The organism is Zobellia laminariae, assembly GCF_030553095.1.
Classification (GTDB): Bacteria; Bacteroidota; Bacteroidia; order Flavobacteriales; family Flavobacteriaceae; genus Zobellia; species Zobellia laminariae.
The window spans coordinates 4,765,894-4,791,306 of record NZ_CP130738.1 but is presented as its reverse complement, the minus strand read 5'-3'; the positions used below and the strand labels follow the sequence as shown (position 1 = coordinate 4,791,306).

21 protein-coding genes and 2 pseudogenes are annotated in these 25,413 nt (G+C 34.0%); 3 read left to right on the top strand and 20 right to left on the bottom strand.

The window, feature by feature from the left end; genetic code table 11:
* Positions 1 to 94 precede the first annotated feature (94 nt).
* Both Q5W13_RS23115 and Q5W13_RS23110 read left to right on the top strand, forming a co-directional pair.
* Positions 95 to 673, top strand: coding sequence for an NADPH-dependent FMN reductase (locus Q5W13_RS23115; protein WP_304444704.1), 579 nt, complete (start codon positions 95 to 97; stop codon positions 671 to 673).
* A gap of 66 nt (positions 674 to 739) precedes the next feature.
* Positions 740 to 1,324, top strand: coding sequence for a hypothetical protein (locus Q5W13_RS23110; RefSeq protein WP_304444703.1), 585 nt, complete (start codon positions 740 to 742; stop codon positions 1,322 to 1,324).
* 169 nt (positions 1,325 to 1,493) lie between these two features.
* On the opposite strand, the gene Q5W13_RS23105 is transcribed toward Q5W13_RS23110, so the two are convergent.
* From Q5W13_RS23105 to Q5W13_RS23065, 10 genes and pseudogenes are all read right to left on the bottom strand, one after another.
* The gene (locus Q5W13_RS23105; RefSeq protein WP_304444702.1) at positions 1,494 to 3,308 is read right to left on the bottom strand and encodes a hypothetical protein; all 1,815 of its coding nucleotides are present in this window, start codon (positions 3,306 to 3,308) and stop codon (positions 1,494 to 1,496) included.
* Between the two features lie 251 nt (positions 3,309 to 3,559).
* A pseudogene (acs, locus tag Q5W13_RS23100) lies at positions 3,560 to 5,467 on the bottom strand (acetate--CoA ligase).
* A 540-nt stretch (positions 5,468 to 6,007) separates the two neighbouring features.
* A complete protein-coding gene (locus tag Q5W13_RS23095; protein ID WP_155596789.1) occupies positions 6,008 to 6,229 on the bottom strand; it encodes a hypothetical protein in 222 nt (73 codons plus the stop codon).
* Positions 6,230 to 6,299: 70 nt separating this feature from the next.
* The gene (locus tag Q5W13_RS23090; RefSeq protein ID WP_214613277.1) at positions 6,300 to 6,662 is read right to left on the bottom strand and encodes a response regulator transcription factor; all 363 of its coding nucleotides are present in this window, start codon (positions 6,660 to 6,662) and stop codon (positions 6,300 to 6,302) included.
* A gap of 9 nt (positions 6,663 to 6,671) precedes the next feature.
* Positions 6,672 to 8,534, bottom strand: coding sequence for a sensor histidine kinase (locus tag Q5W13_RS23085; RefSeq protein WP_368662353.1), 1,863 nt, complete (start codon positions 8,532 to 8,534; stop codon positions 6,672 to 6,674).
* The gene (locus Q5W13_RS25535; RefSeq protein ID WP_368662352.1) at positions 8,462 to 9,373 is read right to left on the bottom strand and encodes an SLC5/6 family protein; all 912 of its coding nucleotides are present in this window, start codon (positions 9,371 to 9,373) and stop codon (positions 8,462 to 8,464) included. Before Q5W13_RS25535 ends, Q5W13_RS23085 begins: the two co-directional genes overlap by 73 nt.
* A 361-nt stretch (positions 9,374 to 9,734) precedes the next feature.
* Positions 9,735 to 11,503: pseudogene (locus Q5W13_RS23080) on the bottom strand (sodium:solute symporter family protein).
* Positions 11,504 to 11,529: 26 nt separating this feature from the next.
* Complete coding sequence (locus tag Q5W13_RS23075) at positions 11,530 to 11,790, bottom strand: DUF4212 domain-containing protein (protein ID WP_155596786.1); 261 nt, start codon at positions 11,788 to 11,790, stop codon at positions 11,530 to 11,532.
* Positions 11,791 to 11,800: 10 nt separating this feature from the next.
* Complete coding sequence (locus Q5W13_RS23070) at positions 11,801 to 13,048, bottom strand: hypothetical protein (protein ID WP_304444701.1); 1,248 nt, start codon at positions 13,046 to 13,048, stop codon at positions 11,801 to 11,803.
* 108 nt (positions 13,049 to 13,156) lie between these two features.
* On the bottom strand, positions 13,157 to 13,576 hold the full coding sequence (locus Q5W13_RS23065) for a transposase-like zinc-binding domain-containing protein (protein WP_304444700.1): 420 nt from the start codon (positions 13,574 to 13,576) through the stop codon (positions 13,157 to 13,159).
* A gap of 303 nt (positions 13,577 to 13,879) precedes the next feature.
* Here Q5W13_RS23065 and Q5W13_RS23060 point away from each other — a divergent pair, with 303 nt between their 5' ends.
* Positions 13,880 to 14,461, top strand: a complete 582-nt coding sequence (locus Q5W13_RS23060; protein WP_304444699.1) for a MiaE family protein — start codon at positions 13,880 to 13,882, stop codon at positions 14,459 to 14,461.
* 21 nt (positions 14,462 to 14,482) lie between these two features.
* Here Q5W13_RS23060 and Q5W13_RS25530 read toward each other — a convergent pair whose 3' ends face one another.
* The 10 genes from Q5W13_RS25530 to Q5W13_RS23015 all read right to left on the bottom strand — a co-directional run bounded on the left by Q5W13_RS25530 (position 14,483) and on the right by Q5W13_RS23015 (position 25,412).
* A complete protein-coding gene (locus tag Q5W13_RS25530; RefSeq protein WP_368662351.1) occupies positions 14,483 to 14,581 on the bottom strand; it encodes a hypothetical protein in 99 nt (32 codons plus the stop codon).
* 4 nt (positions 14,582 to 14,585) lie between these two features.
* Positions 14,586 to 15,143: a sterol desaturase family protein gene (locus Q5W13_RS23055; RefSeq protein WP_304444698.1), complete on the bottom strand. Its 558-nt coding sequence runs from the start codon at positions 15,141 to 15,143 to the stop codon at positions 14,586 to 14,588.
* Between the two features lie 16 nt (positions 15,144 to 15,159).
* Positions 15,160 to 15,351: a hypothetical protein gene (locus Q5W13_RS23050; protein ID WP_304444697.1), complete on the bottom strand. Its 192-nt coding sequence runs from the start codon at positions 15,349 to 15,351 to the stop codon at positions 15,160 to 15,162.
* Positions 15,352 to 15,440: 89 nt separating this feature from the next.
* Positions 15,441 to 17,894: a toxin-antitoxin system YwqK family antitoxin gene (locus Q5W13_RS23045; protein WP_304444696.1), complete on the bottom strand. Its 2,454-nt coding sequence runs from the start codon at positions 17,892 to 17,894 to the stop codon at positions 15,441 to 15,443.
* 5 nt (positions 17,895 to 17,899) lie between these two features.
* Positions 17,900 to 20,749 (bottom strand): toxin-antitoxin system YwqK family antitoxin, encoded by a 2,850-nt coding sequence (locus Q5W13_RS23040; protein ID WP_304444695.1) that lies wholly within the window; start codon positions 20,747 to 20,749, stop codon positions 17,900 to 17,902.
* Complete coding sequence (locus tag Q5W13_RS23035) at positions 20,739 to 21,512, bottom strand: DKNYY domain-containing protein (protein WP_304444694.1); 774 nt, start codon at positions 21,510 to 21,512, stop codon at positions 20,739 to 20,741. Before Q5W13_RS23035 ends, Q5W13_RS23040 begins: the two co-directional genes overlap by 11 nt.
* Positions 21,509 to 22,363, bottom strand: a complete 855-nt coding sequence (locus Q5W13_RS23030; protein ID WP_304444693.1) for a DKNYY domain-containing protein — start codon at positions 22,361 to 22,363, stop codon at positions 21,509 to 21,511. Before Q5W13_RS23030 ends, Q5W13_RS23035 begins: the two co-directional genes overlap by 4 nt.
* A gap of 16 nt (positions 22,364 to 22,379) precedes the next feature.
* Complete coding sequence (locus Q5W13_RS23025; RefSeq protein WP_304444692.1) at positions 22,380 to 22,748, bottom strand: hypothetical protein; 369 nt, start codon at positions 22,746 to 22,748, stop codon at positions 22,380 to 22,382.
* Entirely contained in the window at positions 22,745 to 23,713 is a 969-nt protein-coding gene (locus tag Q5W13_RS23020) for a toxin-antitoxin system YwqK family antitoxin (RefSeq protein WP_304444691.1), read from the bottom strand. The genes Q5W13_RS23025 and Q5W13_RS23020 overlap by 4 nt, the downstream gene beginning before the upstream one ends.
* Before the next feature lies 1 nt (position 23,714).
* Positions 23,715 to 25,412, bottom strand: a complete 1,698-nt coding sequence (locus Q5W13_RS23015; RefSeq protein ID WP_304444690.1) for a hypothetical protein — start codon at positions 25,410 to 25,412, stop codon at positions 23,715 to 23,717.
* Between the last annotated feature and the right edge of the window lies 1 nt (position 25,413).

The following is a 25,413-nucleotide window of genomic DNA, read 5'->3' as shown; positions in this document are numbered from 1 at the left end:
ATTTGAGTAAATTACCTGTGAAATCGAAATATGTGCAATTATATATATCCGTACGTTACCTGCAAGCCAAAAAAAACATTCAAATAGGAATTGAATGATAAAAAAGAAAAAGATAATTGGAATTTGTGCAAGTGCGAGTCGGAATTCTGCAAATCTGTTAATTCTCAAGTGGATAGCAGAATCAAATAAATCCGATTTCAATTTGGAGATTATAGATGATTTGACTGAATTACCATATTTTAAAACTGAACTGACTGACAAAAATATACCTAAACAAATTCTTGACTTTAGGAATAAAATTGAAAATGCAGACGGAATTATAATTTGCACACCGGAATATGTTTTCAGTATTCCTAGTGGTTTAAAAAATATGATTGAATGGTGTGTATCGACAACTGTTTTCTCTGACAAACCAATTGGACTTATAACTACTTCGGCAAGCGGAGAAAAAGGACACATAGAGCTAAAATTGATTATGGAAACTATTCAAACAAAATTTACAGACGAAACAACTCTTTTAATTCAAGGAGTAAAAGGAAAAGTAGGGAAAGACGGTAAAATATTGGATAACAATACAGAAATTGAATTGAAAATATTAGTACAGAATTTAAACAAATTGACGGAAAATCTAGCAGGTAAAAAATGTATAAAAGAACAAAACAATAAGCTTTAGCTTATTGTGTAAATAGAAACCAATTTTTTTGTTCGCAATACCATTGACTCAAGCATTAGCATTATTATGAAACAAACAGACGAAGGAATAATAAAGAATTTTTACGAAGTAAGAATTGAAGAATTACAAAGTTTAATTACAATAAGCTATATTATATCAGTTGCAATTGGAATGTTATTTTCGTTTCAAAAGTATAATCGATTTGGAATTAATATTTTTGATTATGCAGACGTTTTTGATTTTTTAATCACCCCTTTTTCTGATTTCAAAGTTCTGTTATTTTCTTTTGGCTCTATATTAATGGGATTGCTTATAATAAAATTTGATATTTATTGGCTAAAAAAGCATCCTGAATCTTACTCAAAGATTAACATGGGAATGGATAAGAAAGAATGGTTTAATCCTGTTAGATACACTTTTTATACTGTTATGCTTTTAAGTTATCTTTTCGTTGCTTCAAATGGATATGGGAATTCAGCTAAAAAACAAATCGAAACCAACAGTGAAATGATTGGAGTGAAATTTAATGATGGGGATACAAAAAGAGGAATACTTATAGGAAAAACCAGTGAATATCTTTTTTTTAAAACAGAAGGGGAAATCACAGCAATTCCAATCAAATCAATGGTAAAAGAAATTGAAATAAAATAAAGTTTTTATCAATGCCTAATATACAAAAACCTTTTTCCAGTTAATTAAAATTAAGAGCCACTTATTTTATCGTTCAAATATAATTATAGCAACAACAAAAAGCCCCACCATTTCTGGTAGGGCTTTTTCATTATGACACCTAAAAATCTAATTCACTGCATAACTATATTTAGGACGCTAAATTCTCTTCGGGCATTTCAACTTCTTCCGTTAATAACGATAAGAAAGTTCGGGACTCCTTTAACTGTTCTAGCGCAAGGTTATAATGGGGGAGTGCCTTATCTTTTTTTGCCCCAAATAGATTTTCATAATACCCAATACCCTCCATTAAATTATTGCTAAAAGATAGTAGTTGCTTTCTGCGTTTAGCGGTAGGCATCATTTTAAATTCCGAAATCTGTTCTTTATAATATTCTAAATAAATGTGAAGCTCTTTGACGAACATATTAGGGCGATTAGGATGTGACATTACATTCGTCTTGCCATAGATATGACCCATCATTTCATTTAGCGTAGAAACTTTTGAAAAGTAGGCCATATTAGGGCCTGGGCAAACGGATACGCCTTCGCCTTCAATTTTCGTATCTAGATTATAGACAAGTAGTGCAGAGGTGCCTAAGCCTACGCAGGTACAGGATTTCTCGGTAATCTTATGAAAATGATAGTCGTATTCAGTTTGTGATAAATTTTGACTTTTTAGTTCTTTTAATTTCTTGTTTTGGTATTGTCTGGATGCTGTGCAAAGTCCTTTTTCATTAAAATCTTTGTTTAGCGCAACGAATTTTTTTGGACACGGACTACCTGGTTTACCGTCAGAAATTCGGGCTGCTTTTTCCACATCTTTGGTGTTCCCTTTTAAACTGTGAAAAGGAATGCCTAATGGCGAAATATTACTCAAATACAGGTCTTCTTCCTTAGCCTTAACCAATCTATCTAAAGTGTCTTTGTCTACCGTGGTCGCTTCTGGAACTAAAAGAAAAGCAGAACCCCAACCCACAGAGTCTACATGGTATTCATCTATTAGAAATTGGTGTTCTGCGGCGGTACCAACACCTCCTTGAGCAGTAATTTTTAAAGACAATGGTTTGTTAGGAATTGCACGTTCTTTAAGCTGAAGAGAATTAAACAAAAGCTCATGAACCGTATCTATCAATTCTTGTTTATTTTCTTTGAACTGATGTAATATTGGACCCATTAAATGGCCGTCTGTAGCAAATGCATGACCACCGCAATTAAGTCCGGATTCTATACGGTACTCAGAAACCCAAATTCCTTTTTTAGCTAGAAATTTCCCTTGTATCATAGCTGACCGGTAATCACTTACCTTAAGTACAATCTTCTTTTTGATGTTCCCGTTGGTATCCGGATAAAAATCATCAAACTGTTCTAAATAGCTGTACAAACGTGGGTTTATTCCTGCCGAGAGAATTACGGAAGAATTCAGTTTACTATTTGCATACCCTCTAAGAGCGGCATGGGCATCATTATATTCAGATGAAAGCTTTTCTTTTTTAACGTAGTTGTCCTTATCAACCTTCGTCATAATATTAACATCAATACTCCCCATGGGCATTCGCTCTTTAACCCAGTCTTTTATTTCCAGAAAATTGAAAGAGTGTTCCGCAAGTTGAAAAAATTCCTTTTTAAAGGTTGATGAATCAGGTAGGGAGTTGAAATAAGACCTGATGCCGTCAGCAGTTTCGGTAGTGGTATTTTTGAAATTTTCAAATTTTTCTTGAGCAAGGTCTTGAATCATATTAAGATAAGAAGTGATCCGTTTTGCCCTAAAATCATCTATATTATCTGTGATTTCCTGATAAGGGAGGTCATATTTGCCAGAGTACATCTTACGAAGCTTCTCTAAAAGAATATCATCTACCAGCGAGATTACCGAGTCAATACCAAACTGTGAGACCTTTAAAGGAGAGTCAATTGTAAAGCCGATGCCCATAACCGGAATGTGAAAGGAATGTGCGTGCGTCATAAAATATTTTTTGTGGTGATTTAATCTTAGTGAACAAATTTGCTCACGAGTTTTAAACTATAGTCCACAAAAATGCAGCATCCGTAACTTTTAAAATATGATTTTAGTCAGGTTTTTAGGATATTTCCTACGACTAATATTTCCGTAGATTCAAAATATTATGAAAAGCAAAACGCACTAAGTTTCAATGTAAATTGAAACTTAGCGCGTCTTAAAATATCATTTAACTGATATTTCTAATTCAAACTTTATTAGAGGGCGTTATCCATTATATCTTGAACACATTCTGGGTTTAGAAGCGTACTTGTATCGCCCATATTACTTGTGTCCTTACCAGCTATTTTCCTAAGAATACGACGCATAATTTTTCCAGAACGCGTCTTTGGCAGTCCGTTGGTAAACTGAATCTTATCTAGTTTAGCAATAGGCCCAATTTGCTCTGTAATAATCTGATTGATTTCTTTTCTTAAGTTATCATGGTTTCTGCTTTCACCAGTTTCTTTTAAGATTACATAACCATATAATGCATTTCCTTTTACATCATGTGGGAAACCAACGATAGCACTTTCTGAAACTGCTGGATGCTCATTAATGGCATCTTCAATTGGAGCCGTACCTAAGTTGTGACCGGACACAATGATTACATCGTCTACACGACCTGTAATTCTGTAGTATCCTACTTCGTCTCTTAAAGCTCCATCACCTGTAAAATACATATCTTCATAAGCAGAAAAATAAGTGTCCTTGTAGCGCTGATGATTCCCCCAAATAGTTCTGGCTATACTTGGCCAGGGAATTTTATACACAAGCGTCCATCTGCTTGCTTTCCTTTAATTTCTATACCTTTTTCATCCATTAATGCTGGTTGAATACCAATAAATGGTAATGTGGCATATGTTGGTTTAGTTGGTGTACAATAAGGAATAGGGGTAATCATGATGCCCCCTGTTTCGGTTTGCCACCAAGTATCTACAATAGGTGATTTTTTCTTGCCAATATTGTCATCATACCAGTGCCAAGGCTTCTTCATTTATGGGCTCTCCTACGGTTCCTAAGACCTTTAATGATGATAAATCATGCTTCTCTACATATTCCACACCTTCTTTGGCAAGAGCTCTAATGGCAGTTGGTGCGGTATAAAATTGTGTGACTTTATGTTTTTCTACAATCTCCCAAAAACGGCCGTAATCCGGGTAGCTTGGAACTCCTTCAAACATAACGGTGGTTGCTCCATTAGCTAATGGGCCATAGACAATATAGCTATGTCCTGTAATCCAACCAATATCTGCCGTACACCAATACACATCGTTTTCTTTGTACTGGAAAACGTTTTTGAAAGTATACGCGCTATACACCATATAACCACCGGTAGTATGTACCATTCCTTTTGGTCTTCCGGTAGAGCCAGATGTATACAGTATAAATAAAGGGTCTTCCGCATCCATAACAGTTGCCGTAAGTTCGTCAGGAGCTTCATCTAATAAAGGTTGGAGCCATTCATCACGCCCTTCTTTCATAGGTATATCTGTCTTGATACGCTTTACAACTAAAACACTTTTTACACCTTCGCAGTCGTCTAAAGCTTCATCAACAATCCCTTTTAAATCAATTGTTTTCTTACCTCTGTATGAGCCATCTGATGTAATTACCATTTTACAATCAGAATCTTTAATTCTGGTAGCTAATGCAATAGATGAAAAGCCCGCAAAAACCACAGAATGTATGGCTCCAATACGAGCACAGGCTAGTAGTGAAATAGCCAGTTCCGGAATCATTGGTAAGTAGATACAAACGCGGTCTCCTTTTTTGACTCCTTTTGATTTTAGCACATTAGCAAGCTTATTTACCCTGTGGTATAAATCTTTATATGTAATGTGTTGTGTGGCTTCTTTTGGGTCATTTGGTTCAAATAAAATTGCTGTTTTATCTCCCCGTGTAGCCAAATGCCTATCAATACAATTTTCAGTAATATTCAATTTAGCGCCTTCAAACCATTTTATTTCAGGCTTTTTAAAATCCCAACTTAAAACGTTATCCCATTTTTTTCGCCATAGAAAATGCTCCTCTGCTATTTCTTCCCAAAAAGCTTCAGGGTTACGAACGGACTTTCTATAAACTTGGTAATATTCTTCTAAATGTTTTATATGATAATTACTCATTACTAAATTGTTTTTTGTTTATGAATACCGGTATACCGGACTTGATAAGTGAATGTTGTATTGTCTGTGGGGGCACGTAATCTATAATTTATGACGTGTTGTATTGATGTTTCTTAGTTAGCGGTAGTACTACTTTCATATCTCTTTTGTCATCAAACCTGACTTCTTTTTTTATCTAAATGTCATCGTGTAAAAAAATCTAAGACTAGGTGTTAGTTTGTGTTTGCCAACCATATTCTGCCTTTCCAGAATACCTATTTAGGTACATTGTTTTCCAAAGAGAGCTTGGCAACCAACAATGTAGGTTAGAAATTACAAATCAAATTTCTTGAACGGCTTCTTACTTCCATGGTTTTATAGCTGATGATGTTGTAAACATAATTTTTAGATTGTGCTCACTAACCACGTACCGGAACTATGGGCGTAATTGTATTTCAAGAAAAAAAATGGTTGGTTTCTAACCTTCTAGCTCTTTGGCTTGAGACAGCCAAAAGCATTACGAGTCAACTAAACTATCCTTTTTAAAAGCTAAGTAACTTATTACTTGGCTTTTTTGGCATCAAATAAACCGAACCAGTTGGGGTTAAATATCTTGAGTTTAATAAGTACCCAAATAATTACCACAAAGCAAATACCCATAACTATAGACAGTACGGGGCTTGTTTCTGTTTGGCTTTCGAATTTAAATCTCAGATATAGCGTACCTATGATGTACGCAGTTATTATAATATCTGACGCCAAAGGATTAATGCGAAATTTCATGTCTTTAAAATTTAATTAAACATAGTTTGTTTGCACACAAAACCAATTTAAAAAAAGTCTTAAAAGACTATCACTCTAATAGTTCCAGTATTTCCGAAACTATTTTTTTTACCGAAAAAGGTTTGATTAAATATTTATCAGCTCCTAGTTTTAAACCCTTTTCAATATCCGAAGCTTTATTTTTTGCGGTTAAGAAAGCTATTTTTGTAGCTTCTAAACTCTTTTTGCTCTTTATTAGTTTTAACGTCTGATAGCCGTCTATATTCGGCATCATAATATCTAACAAGATGATGTCTGGAACAGTGTTTTCTACTATTGAAATTACCTCACTACCATCTCTTGCAATAAAGACCTCAAAGCCTTTTTTTTTAAAGGCATATTCTAGAGACATTACAATATTTGGCTCATCATCAACAATTAAAATCTTGTACATCATAAATCGTTATACAATGTAGCCAATAGGTAGCGTAAAAACAAACTTTGCCCCTGTTTTTACTGTCTTATCTGCCCAAATTTTACCGTGGTGCTTTTCTATGATTTGTTTGGTGATAGCTAAACCCAACCCACTGCCTGCTGGTTTAATAGTATTTTGATGTTGAGATTGATAAAATTTATCAAAAACATACGCTATATCTTCCGCAGGAATGCCTTTTCCATTATCTGTTACAGCTATTTCAAGAACTTCATTTCCAAGTTTATAATCTATTTCAATGTTTCCGGATTCCGGCTCGCAGAACTTAATGGCGTTTGAAATTAAGTTTGTAAATACTTGAAGGATTCTATCTTCGTCATACCTTATCTCAAAATGATGGACATTTTTAATCTGTATTGTTATTCCTTTTTTTGCAGCTATATGTTGCGTATTTGCAACTGCCTTTTTTATTGTTTCTTGAATATCAAGATTCCGCATATCTAAGCTTAAACGCCCTGTTTCTAGCTTTTCAAAATCTAGTATATTATTAATGAGTCGCCCTAGTCTGTCTGAATCTTGCAGTATGTTCGTTAGAAACTGTTTTTTAATTTCCTTGGGCATATCATCTTCTTCATCCATCAACAACTCGGTTGCCGCCCTGATTCCGGTAATAGGCGTTTTTAATTCGTGCGCTACGGTATCTAAAAACTCATCTTTTTGTTTGTCTTTATTGACCAGTTCTTCATTTGCATCTTTTAGTTTTGACGACAGTTGAGATAGCTCATCGGATTTTTCGAGAAGCATTTTATTACTTACAATATTCTCTTTAGATTCCTCTAATATTCTAAGTACTTCAGTCAGACTTATTTGTTCCTCCTTTACCACACTATCAATCAAAATTTTTGCTGAGGCACTACCTATACTTCCTGTAAGTAGTTTTTCGGAAAAGTTAATTAGCCTAGCATCCGCTAGCTGCGTATCTACGGGTAATTTGTATTTGGCAAAAAACAGTTTTAGTGCTCTAGTTGCTTTTTTCTCTCCTAGAAACCTAACAAGCATAGTCTTAATATCGGCTACATAGGCTTCTCCTTTCCAAACAAGTGCACTGTCTTGTAATGCTGAAAAATTCCTGCTATCTACAAACATTTCGGCATAGTTACGCTCTCTATAGTTTCCTTTAAACATGAGTGAAAAAAACAAATAGGCCAGCAAATTGAAAAGGATACTCCAGAAAAAGGCATGAGCAGGCGGACTTAAAAAGTCAATACCAAACAAGGCATAAGGTTTAAGTGCTGCAATGCCATACAAGCCATATTGGGTAAAATCGTCTGTTCCGCTATAGGCAGCTAAAGTAAATGGAAGTATTAGGGTGTATACTGTAATAAAGAATCCAAGGATAATACCAATTATTGCGCCTTTAGATGAACCACGATTCCAGAAAAGCCCAATAAAAAAGGAGGGTGCCAGCTGAGCAATAATTGTAAAAGAAATTAAACCGATGGAGTACAGCGATAATTCTCTTGAAAATGAAATGTAGAAGAAATAGGCTATAATTATAATTGAGAAAATAGAAATACGCCTAATGTTCTTAATGTACCGCTCATTACGTTCTGTCTGGCTTCTAATAAATTTTTCTAAAAATCCGTATGGAATAATGAGGTTGTTACTCACCATTGTAGATAGTGCCAAAGTGGATACAACAACCATAGAGATTACTGCAGAAAACCCGCCAAGAAAAACTAATGTTGCCAGAAAAGAATTACCCTGTTCTAAAGGCAGATACAAAGTGTAATACTCCGCATTTACGTCATCTCCAAAAGTTATTTTACCGGCCCATAGGCTATGAAGATTACAAAAATATTGAATACTAAAAGATATAGGGGAAACAACCAAATTGCCTTTTTTAAATATTTTTCCCGATTGTTTTCTAGTACGGAAACCTGAAATTGTCTGGGCAATAAAAAAATTGCCATAAAGGACAATGAAATCATAAAGAGCCAATTAAAACCATCTTCTAGACCTGATAGGGTGGTAAGCTCTTTTAAATTATCTATGGTGGCTATTTGGTTGTAGATATCGGTTGTTCCGTCAAATAGATAAAATGTTATGTAAATACCTATGACTAAAAAGAAGACTAATTTTAATACAGATTCAAAAGCCACTGTGGCTATTATCCCTGTATGTTTTTCAGAAGCATCCGCATTTTGAGTTCCAAAAAAAGTGGCAAATATGGCTAATATTAGTGCAACGTAAAAAGTAGAGTCATGAAAGGTATTCGTTAAAATATAGCTGGTGTTGTCTGACATAATTTCAAACGTTTCAGACACGGCTTTAAGTTGCAAAGAAATGTATGGTATGGTACCAAAAAGGCAAACTACAGTAACTAATGCACCTAGAAATCTATTATTCCCATAACGGAGGGAAATAAAATCTGCGATAGATGAAATTTTGTTCTGGTTAGAAATACGTATAACTTTCCGAAGTACTATTATCCATAGGGGAGCAGCAATGACTGGCCCTAAATAAATAGGTAAAAAATCAATTCCGGTATTTGCTGCAATACCAATACTACCATAATAAGTCCAAGCGGAACAATAGACAGCAAGTGATAAAGTATACACATAGGGGTTGTTTACCCATTTGCTCTTTTTCTTTCTTTCTGCAAGGAAAGCAATGAAAAACAACACTGCCAAATACGTAAGAATGATAATTATGATTACATAATTACTCATAGTGTCTTTTTAATACGATTCCAGAAATAATAACAGAAAGCAGCCAAATAGAAAAAATAGAAAAGTAAAATGTAGGAAAGCCAAATATTGCTCCTTCAAAATTGAAAATTAAGACAAAAGGAATATTGAATAGGAAAAACAAAGCAAGCGAAAGGACTATTAGTTTTTGTTCGTGGCGTTTCTTCATCTACAATAGATTATTTATGATTGGGAGGTAAAAGGTTGCACTAATTTATGAAATATAATACCTCTTGGACATAATAAAATCAGCATCACCAAAATGGTAATGCTGATTTTTACCTAATCAAATATAAAATAGTGTTACAATTCGGAAAAAATATCGAATTATGAACTGCTTGATTTAGTGATCAGACGCTTCACCTGCTCCCGAAGGTATTCTGATACTTTCTACCATATCTTGTACATTCTGTGGTGGAGCCGGTGTCATTCTCGAAACCACCATAGATATAACAATGTTTACACACATGGCAATAGTACCGAATCCTTCTGGTGAAGTTCCGAACCACCACTCTGCACTGGTGCCACCACCAAACATATCCAATTTAAATTTCATCATGTAGAAAAGCATTAAAAGGATACCTACTACCATTCCTGAAATTGCACCTTGGCTGTTCATGCGCTTATCAAAAATACCTAAGATAATTGCTGGGAAAAAGGAAGCTGCTGCCAGCCCAAATGCCAGGGCGACGACCGCGGCTACAAAGCCAAGGCGGATTTATACCAAAGTACCCCGCAATTAAGATTGCTACGAAAATTGCAATTCTTGCAGCTGTTAATTCACCTTTATCAGAAATATCTGGTTTTAGTTGCTTTTTAATTAAATCATGAGAGATAGAAGTAGAGATTACCAATAGTAATCCTGCAGCAGTAGATAATGCTGCTGCCAATCCACCGGCAGCAACTAGGCCAATAACCCAGTTAGGAAGGTTTGCAATCTCTGGATTTGCAAGAACCATGATATCTCTATCTACGTAAAGTTCATTTTCAGCATCACTTGGGTTGGTAACCATACGTTCTCCGTTAGCACCTCTTGCTTCAGAATAGAGAGGTTTTTTATCCGCTAATGCATTTCCTGCTACATATTGAATTTTACCGTCCCCATTTTTATCGGACCAAGGCAATTAGACCTGTATTTTCCCAGTTTTTAAACCATTCTGGAATTTCCTTATATTCTTTATTACTTACTGTTTCAATTAAATTTGTTCTAGAAAAAACAGCAATTGCTGGAGCAGTAGTATATAAAATTGCAATTAGTAATAATGCATACCCAGCAGATTTACGAGCATCTTTTACTTTAGGTACTGTAAAGAAACGTACAATTACGTGAGGTAGACCCGCTGTTCCGGTCATTAATGCTAAAGTAATAGCAAATACATCCCAAGTACTTTTTGTTCCGCTCGTATATTCGTTAAAACCAAGTTCTGTATGTAGTCTATCTAATTTGTCCAATAAGAATTCACCACCTTCAATTGAGCCTCCCATTCCTATTTGAGGAATAATATTTCCTGTCATTTGCAATGAAATGAAGAATGCAGGTACCATGAAAGCAAAAATCAAAACACAATATTGTGCTACTTGTGTATATGTAATCCCCTTCATACCACCTAATAAGGCAAAGGTTAAAACTACGGTCATACCAATAAGTACACCTAGATTAATATCTACTTGTAAAAATTGAGAAAATACGATACCAACGCCTCGCATCTGGCCAGCAACGTAGGTAAAGGATACAATTAATGCGCAAATTACGGCTACGGTTCTAGCCGTGTTGGAGTAGTATCTATCCCCAATAAAATCGGGCACCGTAAACTTACCGAACTTTCGTAAATAGGGGGCAAGGAGTAGTGCTAGTAACACGTAACCACCGGTCCAACCCATAAGGTAAACCGAGCCGTCGTAACCTGCAAATGAAATGATTCCCGCCATACTTATAAAAGAAGCGGCACTCATCCAATCGGCTGCAGTAGCCATACCATTTGCCCAAGGAGAAACGCCTCCGCCAGCAACATAAAATTCTTTTGTAGAGCCAGCTCTAGCCCAAATCGCAATTCCAAAATAAAGGGCAAAAGTAATTCCTACTAATAGCCATGTCCATGTTTGTACGCTCATAATGTTCTGTATTAAAGTTGGTTAGGTTACTCGTCGAAACCGTATTTTTTATCTAATTTGTTCATTAATCTCACGTAGACGAAAATGAGTACTACGAATACATAGATTGATCCTTGTTGTGCAAACCAGAAACCCAGTTTAAATCCGCCAAGTCTAATTTCATTTAATTCTTCTCTAAATAATATTCCGCATCCAAAGGATACGACGAACCATATGACAAGTAGTATAATTAAATACCTCAGGTTCTCTTTCCAATAGGCCGTAGCCTTTTCTTGTTTTTCAGACATAAATGTGTTTTTATAAGTAAATCATTGCTTGAAGTGATATGATATTCGAGTCTAATGCCCCGAATTCTTGTTTCTTGTACTCTAAAGTCAATTTGGAATTATGGCCGCTCATGTATGCGTTTACACCAATACCTAATGTATTTCTACTATCGCTTACGGCATCATAATTGTGAGTGCCATAACTTAGGTAAGGTTGATCTGGTTTTTTGGTTACATCACCTTTAAAAACATATCCTACATGGCCATAAACCATGCTTCCGGTTCCATAGGCGCTGAATAGGTAATTTTTACCATAATCGTTGGATTGAAAAACAGCATAGGCAGTTAATGCGCTTCCATCTTCGCCAAGTGGCGTGTCGTAAAAAGCATCAACAGCAAAAATCGAAACATTTTCACCGTCTAGAGTAGGAGCGGTTTCAGAACCTGTGTTGATAACAGCACCTTTTGGATGTAAAAAGAATCCGGCCCCAATGTTAAATATTTTTTTACCTCCAAGATAAGAGCCCACCTTGTATGGTAAAAAATTAGATTCTGGATCAAGAAAATGATAATCTAAGTAACCAGCATAGGTTTTGCCTGCATCTTTAGAACCTAGTAAAGCGCGACCATTGTAAACGGCATCTCCGCCAGCAACGGCAACACGACTATCTAAAGTTGCTGTAGCAGCATCGTTTGCGGCTAGACGATATTGAAGTCTGTCAAACTTTCCTTTGATAAAAAAACCTAAATGACGTGCAAATTGATCGGAAAGACCAATGGTAGCCCAAGATTGCCGATTGTTATCCATCGTCATCATATTTAAGGTACTCTGGTTGTTAAGCCTAGAAATACCGTTAAAATAATGTAATCCACCACCAACTGTATGATTCTCTCCTAGGTTGTATTGTGCCCAAACACCGTGAAAAAATAATTGAGAACCATCTCCTTTACCAGTAGGGCTTAATGTTGAACTGTTTAAGCTGTTAAGACCAAAATGAGTTAAGATTAAAAAGTCCTTGTTGATTTGGGCGAACATTAAAATACGAGCTCTTCGCAAATTAAAGTTTAACGGACTATTCTCATTCCCGTTTCCATCAAAAGTTTCGTCCAAACCATAATTAGCCTGTACCTGTGCCCAAGAAATAATTCGTAGATATTTAGATCCATCTTCGTTAAATTTCATTTTGAGTCCTCCCGTATAGTCAGGCGAACCTTGGGCAATCATCAATTGAAAGGACATTATAAAAAGGCCAATCAGTAATAGAGTTTGTTTACTCATGATTTTAAGAGATTAGTTAGTGATGAATTGATTTTGTGTGCACCGCTAAACTCTTAAAAACAATTAGTTAATGTTTTATTAATATATCTTTTTACTAATTTAATATAGTTACTCTTTAAAACGCTCCCATTTTATGAGCATAAACTTATCTCCCAGCTCAGTAACAATTACTCCCGCCCCCTTTATATTTTCGGTTTTTTTAAAGTAATCGCCAAGCTCTGTAGCGTTTAGAATTTTGTAAGTAGGGTGGTAATCAGAATTGTAGGGACGTTTAATGTTGTATTTCTTAACCCAATTCATGATGCTTACGTGGGAGATACCTAAAATGCGTTCAATCTCACGATAGGTTAACCCTTCTAAATATAATTGGAGTGATTTGTTAACATAGTAATCATCAATTTTTTTTCCAATTTTATTGACGGAGAAAAAATAATTACATTTTTTACACTTGAATCGCTGCCTATTATTGACGATTCCACTTTTTATATAGCTGTCAGAATTGCAGTTAGGGCATAGTTCAATTTTCATGTATATCAATTTTGCATAAATATATCAATTTAGCGATAAAAATATAAATTGAGAAGCGAAAATTTATTTATCTAAACATCAATTATGGCTTGAGGTATTAGGTATAGTGGCTTTTCAATACTAAGGATGGTACCATTTTTTGAATACAACGAAATCACTTGTATATTAATTCTTTCGTTGGGAAATAATAATATCCTTTATGCTTATCTCTATTTAAGAACTAGTGAACTACTATTTTGAAAAGAGTTAAGGTTTATTGATTTCTTTCCCCTCTGATACCTACTTTTACATAAACTAAAGCCGATGCTTCATTTAAAATTAGCGACAGACCCACGCTGGGTTAATATTGTTGAAAAGAACATAGAAGAAATACTTACAGACCATGCGTGGTGTGAACAAAAGGCGGCTACTAATGCAATTACTATAATTACGCTCAATTCTGAGTATCCGGATTTAGTTACCGATTTACTCCTTTTAGCCCAAGAAGAATTGGAGCATTTTCAAATGGTTCATGAAATCATAAAAAAGCGAGGTTACACTTTAGGTAGAGAACGCAAAGATAGCTATGTTAATGAGCTTTACAAGTTCATGAACAAAGGAGGGAGTAGACTTAAATCTATGGTAGATAGGCTCTTGTTTTCTGCTATGATTGAAGCACGAAGTTGTGAGCGTTTCAAACTACTTTCAGAAGAAATAAAAGACCCCGAGCTTTCTAAATTCTATCATGATCTAATGGTTAGTGAAGCAGGCCATTACACTACTTTTATTGGTTTTGCCCGCAAATACGGTCAAGATATAGACGTGGACAAACGCTGGCAAGAGCTAGTTGCTTTTGAAGCCGAAGTAATTAAAAACTACGGAAAGGATGAAACCATACATGGCTAAAAAGATAGCTACTGGAGGTGTCTAGTTCTTTCTATAAAAAGTACCGAAAATTCTATCCCAAATTACGGTATAAAAGCCAAAGTTGCTATTGGCTTGTTGGTGGTGTGTTTTATGGAACACGTGGTTACCAAAAAAGAAAAGGTTGCTTTGTTGATTGTGTATTTAAATGCCCCACGACACCTAAGGCCCAGTTCAAAAATATGAAGGCGAGAAAGCTATAAATGTTGAGTTGAACAAAAAATGCGAATACGGTTAATAAGAGTCCAAATAGAAGAGACTCCACAGGTTCCATCACGTATAGGCTAATGGCGTTAAAATATTCATGGGAATGATGGGTGTTATGAAACTTTTTAAAGGGCCATACAAAATGAGAGACTAAATGAAGTAGATACATGCCCAAATCGAAAGCAAAGAACAATATGACAAAATCTAGTATAAGGTGAGTATCTGTTGTAAAGTGGATGCTTCCTTTTTTATATAAATAATAGCCTGAGATAGCTACAAGAATATTTATAAGTACAACATTAAGACTATTGTATACATCCCGTCTAGTTAATGCCAGTGTTTTGTGATTATGAACTTTTGACCACGAATAACTTATAAGCACTGTAAAGAGATACATAACGATATTTGCACCAATTAAAGCACTAAAGAAGGGAATAGCATTATCCAATAACTGCATTAATTAGTTTTTAAGATTATTTGTGTAACAATTTTAAAACTTCTTCTTTGGTCAGACTTGTTTCCCACTCTAAACGTTCTCCTTTGTTGTATTTAAAATAGGTATAAGTGTTACTATTATTATCATAGCGTATTTGAACACCGTCGTAAAAATCTCTATTTAAGATTATTCCTGTTGCTACATACTTATCATCTATATAAGAATGCATGGTCACTTCACCGTCAACAAACAGCTTTTCTGGATTAAGAAAGTCTTTGTACGTAAACTTCTTAATATGTTTTAAACTAGGGTATGCCTTTAATAGAATTCCTTCTTTTTTAAGCTGATTACTAATTGAGAATCTACCATTGAATAATTAACATCATAACTAGCTTCATTGTAATTAATGTTGATAGCGGTAATTTTATTATCGTGAAATTCTATTGTGCCGGCAGATACGTCAATATTAGAATATACTTCAACTCTTGCTTTCGTTTGTTCTTCATTTAAATAGGTGGCTCTGAACATCACCAAATCTGAATCTTTTTCAGTAACGATAAAACCGGTATCAGAATAGATAACCGTATTTCGTATTTTTTGATTTAGATCATCTTTGGTAACTATAGTTTTTAAAAGTTTTCCGTTTTGGTATTCGTGAAAATGCAACCTATCTTCTGTATGCTCCATAAACCTACCATGATACGGTCTGCCAGATTTATACTGCATAGAATCTACCACAACAAGGGTTTCATAGTCATTAAAACCTACATACTGCGTACCTGAAATTATACCATTTTCATAGTTGGTAAATGAGGCTAATATAGATTCAAATTTGAAAAAGTCACCATTAAAAGGTTTGCCGTCCTTGTAGTTTCCTTTTGCAATTTCTCCTTTTGGATTTTTTAGACGTGGCCAAGATTCGGATATAATAATACCTTTGTCATATACAGCTTCTCTCTCTATTACTTCTTCTAGCCCAGTTTCTGTTATTTCTCTTTCAACCCCTTGTTTTAGTCCTTTATTATAGATAGTGAATGTATGGTCATTTATAACTGTACCCTTAATAGGTTTCCCTTTTTTATAGATACAAGTGGTTTTCTTTTTTAAATCTTTTTCATAAAATTCAATTAATCCGTGGCGTTCATTGTTTTTATAAGATCCACTAATGCTCAAATCTCTATTTTCTTCATCTTGCTCTATAAAAACACCTTCTTTTATTCCGTTTTTATAAGTAGTCATTTCTCCACTATAAGATATGTAATGAATACCATTATATGGCAGTTCATTCTTAAAGGTAACGGCATAAGTTTTGTTATCTGCAATTATTGTTTGTGCACTAACAATTCCGTCTTTATAACTTGTGTCACCAGTAAAAACAAGGGTGTCATTTTCATAATCAAACTCGAAATTTTCTCTTTTAACAGTAGTTCCTTTTTCAAAGTGTGTTATCGTATAAGTGTCACAAACTTGACCTGTATAGGGCTCTCCCTTTTTATACATACACTTGCAGATTTCTCCGTCTAGGCGTTTACTTTTTACCATACCGGTAAGTAGGTCATTCTCATATTCTTGTTGCTCTAAAATCTCACCAACGCTGTTATATTGAGCAAATATGCCATGTTTTTCACCATTTTTAAAAGAAGAAAAAAGCATACTATACGGGTCATAGAAAGTTCCGTTCCAAGGTTTATGGTCTTTGTAGATTCCTTTTGCCAATTCTTTTCCATCCTTTAAATAATAAGCGCTTTCACCGTTTTTATCATAATTCTGAATATGCTCATATGATTTCACCTGCTCCAAATTATCGGAATAATACAAAGTTTGCTTTCCTTCTAAACTTCCTTCTTTGTAGCTAGAGATACTGTTAACATAATGATCTACAAACAGACCATTATAATGTTCGCCATCTTTATTTATTCCTCTGGTCACTTCTATTTTTTTTCGCGAGTATCCTATTTCCTCACCTTCTAATTTTCCGTTGGCATATGTTTTTAAACTGCCATAGCTCAAAACGGTACCGCCGTACGGTTTGCCATTCTTGTAATCAGCTTTTGAAAGTAGGTTTTCTTTGGCATCGAATACAGCATACTCACCATGCATTTCTCCATTTTTGAAATGCATGTAGTTTTCTAGACCTATAGCATCATCTTCCTTATTTATAAAAAACGTGGCTAACATACCTTCTTTAATACTGCCATTTACATAACGATTTTCACCTATTTCTTTTCCTTTTTTATCATAATATCTAGTGATACTAATACTATCATTTTGTTGTGTTTTTTTCTGGGCAATTTGATTGGAGTTTTCATAAAACATTTGTTGTCCAATATGATTGCCTTCTTTGTAAATAGGAATAAACCCATTAAAACAACAAGGATGAATAAAAGTGCCTTCCCAGCCATGACCATTTTTATATTCCCCTTTTGCTCTTAAAAATCCGTTTTGGGAATACACGATAGATTCTCCGTTAAGTATGCCATTAGAGTAATATCTACTTTCAGAAAGCTTTCCGTCTTTTTTGTACCATTCTATTTTTCCTTCCATGGTTTCATCCTCAAGGTTAGACCAATACCCATCCATTTGTATTGTTTCATTTATGAAGAAATCTTTAACATGATACAGTTTACCTTCTTTTTCTAGCGGAAGCGGTCTAAAAAAGGATGCATTTACTTTATCGGTTCTATGCCAGTCAGCGTCAAAATAGAGTGTGTCTTTTTGTGCGGATATTTGGACTGTAACAACTAAAAAGAGTAGGGGAAGTATGTTTTTCATTATAGTTATTGCTTGGTGTTAATTAGTTGTACTAATTGCTGCTTGGTTATGTTTTTTTTATCTTCAACTAATTCGCCTTTCTTATATAAGTTATAGTTATAGCTGCCATTTTTATTTATGTTAGTTGTAACGCCATTGTGCTCCCTACCTTCTTTGTACATACATGTAGCTATAGGTGTTTCTTCACCATCGAAATAAAAACTTGCCGGACCATCACCAAAATAAAATAATCGAAGCCAATCTTGAACATCACTAGGTTTTATAGTAGTCATAGGTTTAAGAGTGCTTTCAAACTTTATTAGCATATTTTCTAAGTCAAAAACTAGCGCTATTTTATTTAGGGCAATACTTTCTATGGTAACGTTTGTGTCATATTCCTTAAATAAAAATGAAGCATTAGAAATACCTTTCTTTGAGAATGAAAATCTGCCCATTTCATTTCCATTACCGGTAATAATTGCGGTTCCTTCACTAGGGTCGGTGTTTGTATAAATTACTTCGGTAGAATAGCTTGTTATGTCTCTAGAAGGTCTTTGCTTAGAGGTTTTATAGCCTTTGTTAGTATACCTTACTATAGCATCTGGTTTTTTGCTTAGTCCCCATGTATAAATATTAGTCTGTACTAAATTTCCATTGTCATAATGATGCTCTAGGGTATCGCTATTGTATACTTCAAGTAGATTGCCTTGAAATGGTTTTCCGTCTTTATAGCTTACACTATCTAGAACTACCCGCATATTAGAACCCATTGTAGTAAAATATTCCCGTCCAGATTTTTGACCATTTTCATAATGGCTTACAGATTGATAGCTACTTTTCGTTTCTGTATCTGGTAGGTTAATAGCTAGGGTGGTTAAAAAATCTCCCGAAAAAGGCATGTTGTTTTTGTAGGTGCCTTTGAGGCTAGTTTTATCTTTAAAAGGGAGGAAAATTGTTTTGCTTAAAATTTTTCCATTTTTATATTGAGTAACCTCTTCTATTGAATTTTCGTTAAAATTAACGACATTTTCATCCCCATTTTTCTTGCCTTTTTTATAGCGTGTAAGTGTGTATTTCTCAGGGAAATAGTTCTTGTCAATTTTTTCTAATATGGCAAAACTACCTTCAAACGGATTGCCTGTTTTATAGACACCTTCAGCAATTAATTCCTCGTTACAATAGAATTTTCCTTGTTGAAGTTTATTGTCTTTGTACTCGTAGATAGCCTTAAATTTCTGAGCAATATATTCCTCTTTTAATTGCTCGCCTTCGTTATAGGTTTTTCTCCTATAACTGGTTCCGCCAGAATATTTATAAAATACGCCAGTAAAAGGTTTGTTGTTTTGGTACAATCCTTCGGCAATTAATTTACTTTCTTCAAAATATTGAATTTGACCATCTAGCTTACCTTCTTTATAGTTTCTGCTAATACTATCAAAAGGTGCATTATAGGCTCCATAAGCACGCATAGGAGTTTCTAACCCATGTTTAAGTCCGTTTTTATAGGATACAATGGTATCTTTAAATATTGCAGTGCCATCAATTAGATTTCCATTTTTGTACGTACAGAATGTACTTGTCTTACTTTGTAAATTCTCGAATTCTATTTTTCCGTCATAAACGCCTTGGTTGAAATTACCAGATGCGATATAATCCTTGTACTTCTTATTAATTTGAAAAGGACCATCTTTTGCACCATTTTTAAAAGTGGTTAAGCTACCCGATATACGATCATAATCTTGACCAGAATATGCCTTGCCATTTTTATAAATTAACTCGTATGCTTCTCCGTTTAGGTTGACGAGTTTTTTAGTTTTCTCTTTCTCTTTAAAAAACTGAATTTCTATTTTTTCATCTTGATTTTCAGAATTGTAAGAGGTTAACTTTACTAATTGACCATCTACATACTTATAAACATCATAACCTTTACATTCCTCTCCATTAAAAGGTTCTTGCTCTTTATACTCACACTCACATACTTTATTCTCAAAAAGCCCTGTACTCATTACCCTGCCAGAAACCTTGCCATTATTATATTCACGTACTGAAATTATTTTATCTTGATCATTAAAAGTGGTGAGCGGACCATGAAAGCCTCCATCTTTATAAGTGGCGATTTTGCGCGTATATTCATTGTAAAATGAACCATAATAGGACATTCCCGCTTTATTGATGCCTCTAGCTTTTTCTTTTCCATCTTCATAATAGGAAACTTCTTCGCCTTCTTTTATGCCATTAACAACAGCATAAGATTGCTTTTTCTGCGTGAAATTTAAATCGTAGTAAGAAGTTGTAATGCCATCATTTCTGCCATCCTTATAGGTGGTTTTTTCTGTTTGGGTATTGGTGAATTCACCATTAAATCGTTTTCCGTTCTTATTAATTCCTGTGGTGGCTATTGTGCCATTATCAGCATAGCTAATTTCTTCGCCATTCAATACACCATTGGTATAGGTTTGTAGCAAACGGTAAACTATAAAACTACCTGAGTAAGGCTCATTGTTCTTATAAGTGCCTTTAGAGCTAACTTGACCCCCTTCCTTATAAATGGTATTTGCACCTTCTAAAACGCCATTTTTGTATTCTGATTCTATAGATTTTGTTCCGTCTTCAAAATACCAAGTAACTTTGCCGTGTAGGGTTTCATTTTCTAAGTTATACCAGTACCCTTGCATCTGCAGATTGCCACTTATATAATAGTCTTTAATTTTATATAAATCACCTTCTTTCTCTAATGGGGCCAGTCTAAAAAAAGCAGCATTGTTTTTATCTGTTTGATTCCACTTCGAATTAAAATAGAGAGTGTCTTTTTGGGCTATAAGGTTGGTAGCGCTACAAAAGATGACTATTAGGATAAGTTGATTCTTAATGCTCATTTGTTATTTCAGTTTTCTTCGTTATTGCTATGTTGCCACCATTATCACTATAAAAACTGTTGTGGTCTTGGGCAATGAATTTATACTCGTATTCTTTCAGCTCCTCATATCTTAAAGTTTTAAAAGAATTATAGTCGGCTTCCTTAATTTTTTTCTTTTTAAAAAAGATAGATTTTCCATCTTTAGAGATATCATTTTTTAATATGCTAAACGAACCAACTACGGCACCTTCAATAACATAGCCTTTATAATAAACTTGGTTTTTGTCTTTTGCATAATCACTGTAGTCATCTCCAATTACCGAAAAAGTGTTTTTGTCAGCCCCAGTTACAACACTATTGAAATCTGAAGGTTGATAATATACTTGATTGTCATCTAAAGCGTAGTCGTTATTTAAAAACCTAAAACTTAAACCATGACTGTTAGGGATAATGTTATTGTCATAATAAACGCCATATTTATCTGCTGTCACCATTTTTTTCAAAACTTTGAACGTAGCTGGGTCACGCTTAACAAGTTTCTTAACTTCATTAAAAACACTTGATTTATCTATGCCGTAATATTTAGTTAGTTGCTGAAAGGTTTTAGCATCTGCGTCTTCTACAGTTTTAATAGAAGTATGCGCTTTTGTGTAGTATTCCTGACCAAGTCTATATACAGAATGGTACACGACTTCATCTCCCTTTATTTCGTAATAGGTTTCATCAGCATCTGAGCAAGAGGTTACTAATAATAATATTAAAATGAGCTTATAAATTTTCATAACCATGTATTTTCTACTTTTGACCATATTCCTAAAATTCCATCGTCATGAGCACCTCCATTTGATCTGTAATAATGATTCTTATCTTCAGCATCATACATAGAATTATCTTCTATCATTTTAAATGAAGTATAATCAGCTTCCTTTACGATTTTTCCACGATAAAATATAAAAGTGTCGTCTTTAGATAGGTCATATTTTAAAATCTTAAAAGAATTTATATTTGCGTCTTTCATTTTTACATGAAAATGAAAGATGTGTTTGTTGTCCTTTGAATATCCATTTAAATTATCAAGTACTATGAATGAACTAGGGTCAGCCGCCTCAATAGTATGCTCATTACAATACACCTGTTTTTTATCTTTCGCATAAGATAAAAAACCAGAATTTATGATTTCAAACGTTTTTTTATCAGCCTCTTTTAAAATGTTATAAAAATTAGTGGGAATGTAATAGATGTTGTTGTTATCTATTGCATACCCGGCTCCAAGCAATTTAAAACTTAAACCATCACTATTTGGTATTAGATTGTTCTGTTGGTAAACGCCATGTTTATCCGCTGTAATATATTCGTTTAGAACTTTAAAAGTAGCGTTGTCTCTATGTTGCACTATTTCAATTTTAAAATAAACATGAGTAGCATCCATACCATACTCTTTGCTTAATTCTTTAAAACTGTCTTTATCAGCTCCTTTTTCTATATCAGTGCAGAAATGAGGTGTACCGTAACTTTCTGCTTTTCTATATACAGAATGATATAACACCCTATTGCTTTTTATTTCATAGTATGTTTTTTTGGCATCGGAATACGTTTCTTTATTTTTTGATAGTATGTTTACTAGTTTTTTCAAATGATAGAGCGTTTTGTTAATCAATAACATTTATAAGTTTTAGATAAAACGATTCTATATGAAAGATTTCTAAGATTTCATCCTTAGATAAATTTCGTCCTATAGATGGTATTCTTTTTTCAAGAAACTGAATATTCGCCTTATCCAATACCGTGAAATCTTGATTTGTCCTTTGTTGGTTTTCTATATAATTTCCTTGATAAGTGAGTATTAATTCAATCTTTTCAAGAGAAAGTTTTTCTTTTAACTCGCTATAAAGGTTGGTGTAAATTGTTTTTGCAGCTTGCGTATTATTATAATTCGCTTCTAAATAAACTTCTCCTGAAGGAATATTTACGCTATAGGTTTCACCACTTATTTCTATATTTTCTGTTCTAAAATTCATTTCTTTTTTGGTTCTTCCGGTTTGAGTTTTCCGTTCTTGTCATAATACTTCCAAACACCTATTTTCTCATCATCTTTATAAACACCCTTAAACTTCCTTTTTCCGTTGGCATGCTTACCCTTCCATTTACCACTCCGTTTTCCATTTGTAAATTTGCCCTTGTAGTGAAGCTTGCCATTTTGGTAAAAATACTTCCATTCTCCAGTTTGCAGATGGATATTCTCTAAAGTGCTCCAATAACCTTCATGACTAAGGTTGTTACCAATTTCATGATATCCTTTTTCTAATTTTGTATTCCCCGAAAAAACGATTAAATGGCTAATAGCGCCATTAGGGTAATAATTTCTTTTTTCAACTTCTCTACCGTTCTCGTATATTATTCTATGTTTAATAATGCCAAGATCAGTATAATCTTTATGTATGCCTATGGGTGTACCATGCGAGTAATAGCGCTCATAGGATAAGTTACCATCAATAAAGAACGATTTATGCGCGCCATGAGCTTTGTCATTTTTATAATTTTTTATTTGAGTTAGCTGCCCATTTCTATACCACGACCATTTTCCGGTTTTCTTTCGGTCTTTGTAGTGTTCAATGGCTAGTGGTTTGTCCATATGATAGCGTCTTATTTTACCATCATATGCTCCATTTTTGAAACTACCTACTTTAACTAAGCAGCCATTTTTGTCAAACTTTAACCATTCACCAGATTTACGTTCATTGGTGTAATTACCATGTTCTCTTACCTCTCCATTTTCGTAAAAAAGAGTGTATTCTCTTTTATTGCCATTTATAGTGCTAATGGAGTAGGGGGTACCAGTAATAAAGTACTCTTCCCATTGGCCTTTCTTTGTGATCTCATTATATATTCTTATTTCTTTAAGATTGCCATTCTTAAAGTAGGTTTTTATTTGACCATGTAGTTGAAAACATAAAAGGAAAGAAAGAATATAAATAAATTTCATATTACTCTGCGCTTTTAAATTCAAAAGGAACGCTTATTTTTTTATTAGGGCTTAACCAACGACCGCTATAGACTCCCTCTTTATATATTCCTTCAAAATAGCCACTTATTTTATTGTCTTTTTCGTATTCTGCAAGGTTTACTTTGTTGTCATTTACAGTACCGATAAGTTTTATTCTTTGTTGGGTTTTACTATTGATGAAGGTGGCTTTTACTTTGTTTTCTGTCCAAATAAAATAAATAGTACCATTTACTTGAGTATTGATGTTTCCTGTGAGTTGTAAAACGTTTTCATTTTTTTTTATGTCTAGAGGTAGCGTAATAATTTCTTTTTTAGAACGAACTTCTTTAAATAATGGATGTTTAATAATAAGTTGAAATTGATACTCTCCATTTTTTAAATTTGCTGGAAAGAATGGTATTGGACCATCCCAATGTTCAAGTATGTATTCGTTACCATCAAAAAGCATTTTATTATCATTTAACATATCACTTTCTGTACCTAATAACGAAACATCATGTAAGTAATGTGCATCTATTTTGCCATTACTATCGGTTATCTCAACAAATAACTTTGCGCTAGCTTTAAACTCCAAATCAATACCTGTATGGTTATAAAAAATTGGATCAAAGTAGATATGATTATTATATTTAGCTAAATCAATTTCGAGCTCAAAGTTTTCCACTGAAAAAATAACATCATCATCATTTTCATATATCTTTTCAATTGACTTGATTAAAATTTCCCATTTACTGTTAACATATTTTTCATCTAATGTGACATTTTCTCCGTCATCATTATGAAAATAAGAGTTTGAAACATGGGGTGATATTTTTCCCTTTTCAGATATGTACGTAGTCATAGTTCTAAGGTCACGAACCGTAAAACTCTTGGCGTAACTATCGTAATTATAAAGTTCATCTAGTTCAGGAAACTCATCTCTATCAGATGCCTTGCTTTTTTCATATATGTAGGTCTTAGGATTATATAAAAAAAGGATATCACCAAAAACTAAATCTAAATAACCGTCATAGTTAAAATCTACATAAACAGTATCATACAAATTCTCTTTATAAGGATCAAGATAAATTGTTTGTTTTAATAACCTATCATCCCGCTTTATTTCTATGACTAATCCGTCATTACCTTTTGTAATTTCGGTAGGTTCTAGGTCTGAGTAGTAGTCAAACCTAACATAGCCACTTGGCACGTTATGGTACATTGGTGTTAACTTAACCGTTAAGGATTTTCCATTCTTATCATACCATAAACCATTTAATGTTTCATTAATTTTAAAATGCACCTTCCAACTTCCTGTTATATTCCCTTCTGATTTTTCCTTAGCATAGATTCCGTCATTTTTTACTTCACCGCCAAAGGAATTAGACTTAAACTCGTATTGTTCCTCTAAAAATATCCACTCTTTTCGATTGTCATACGCGTAAGCAATTTCAGTGATTCTACTATCTGAAGCATCTCTATTATGAGTCCTTTTTAGCATTAGTTTTATCGGGTAATCCCCTATAAATCCAGAATACCAAAGTAATTGGGTGCTTGGGGTTATGGTTTCTAATAAACTATTAACATTGTTTTCAGAAGGCTTAGGTGTAGCATTAATGGAACTAGTAGCACCTAAAAAAGCACCTATAAAAAAGACTATCAAAAATTTACATGATATATGCTTTAGTATAAAAATCATT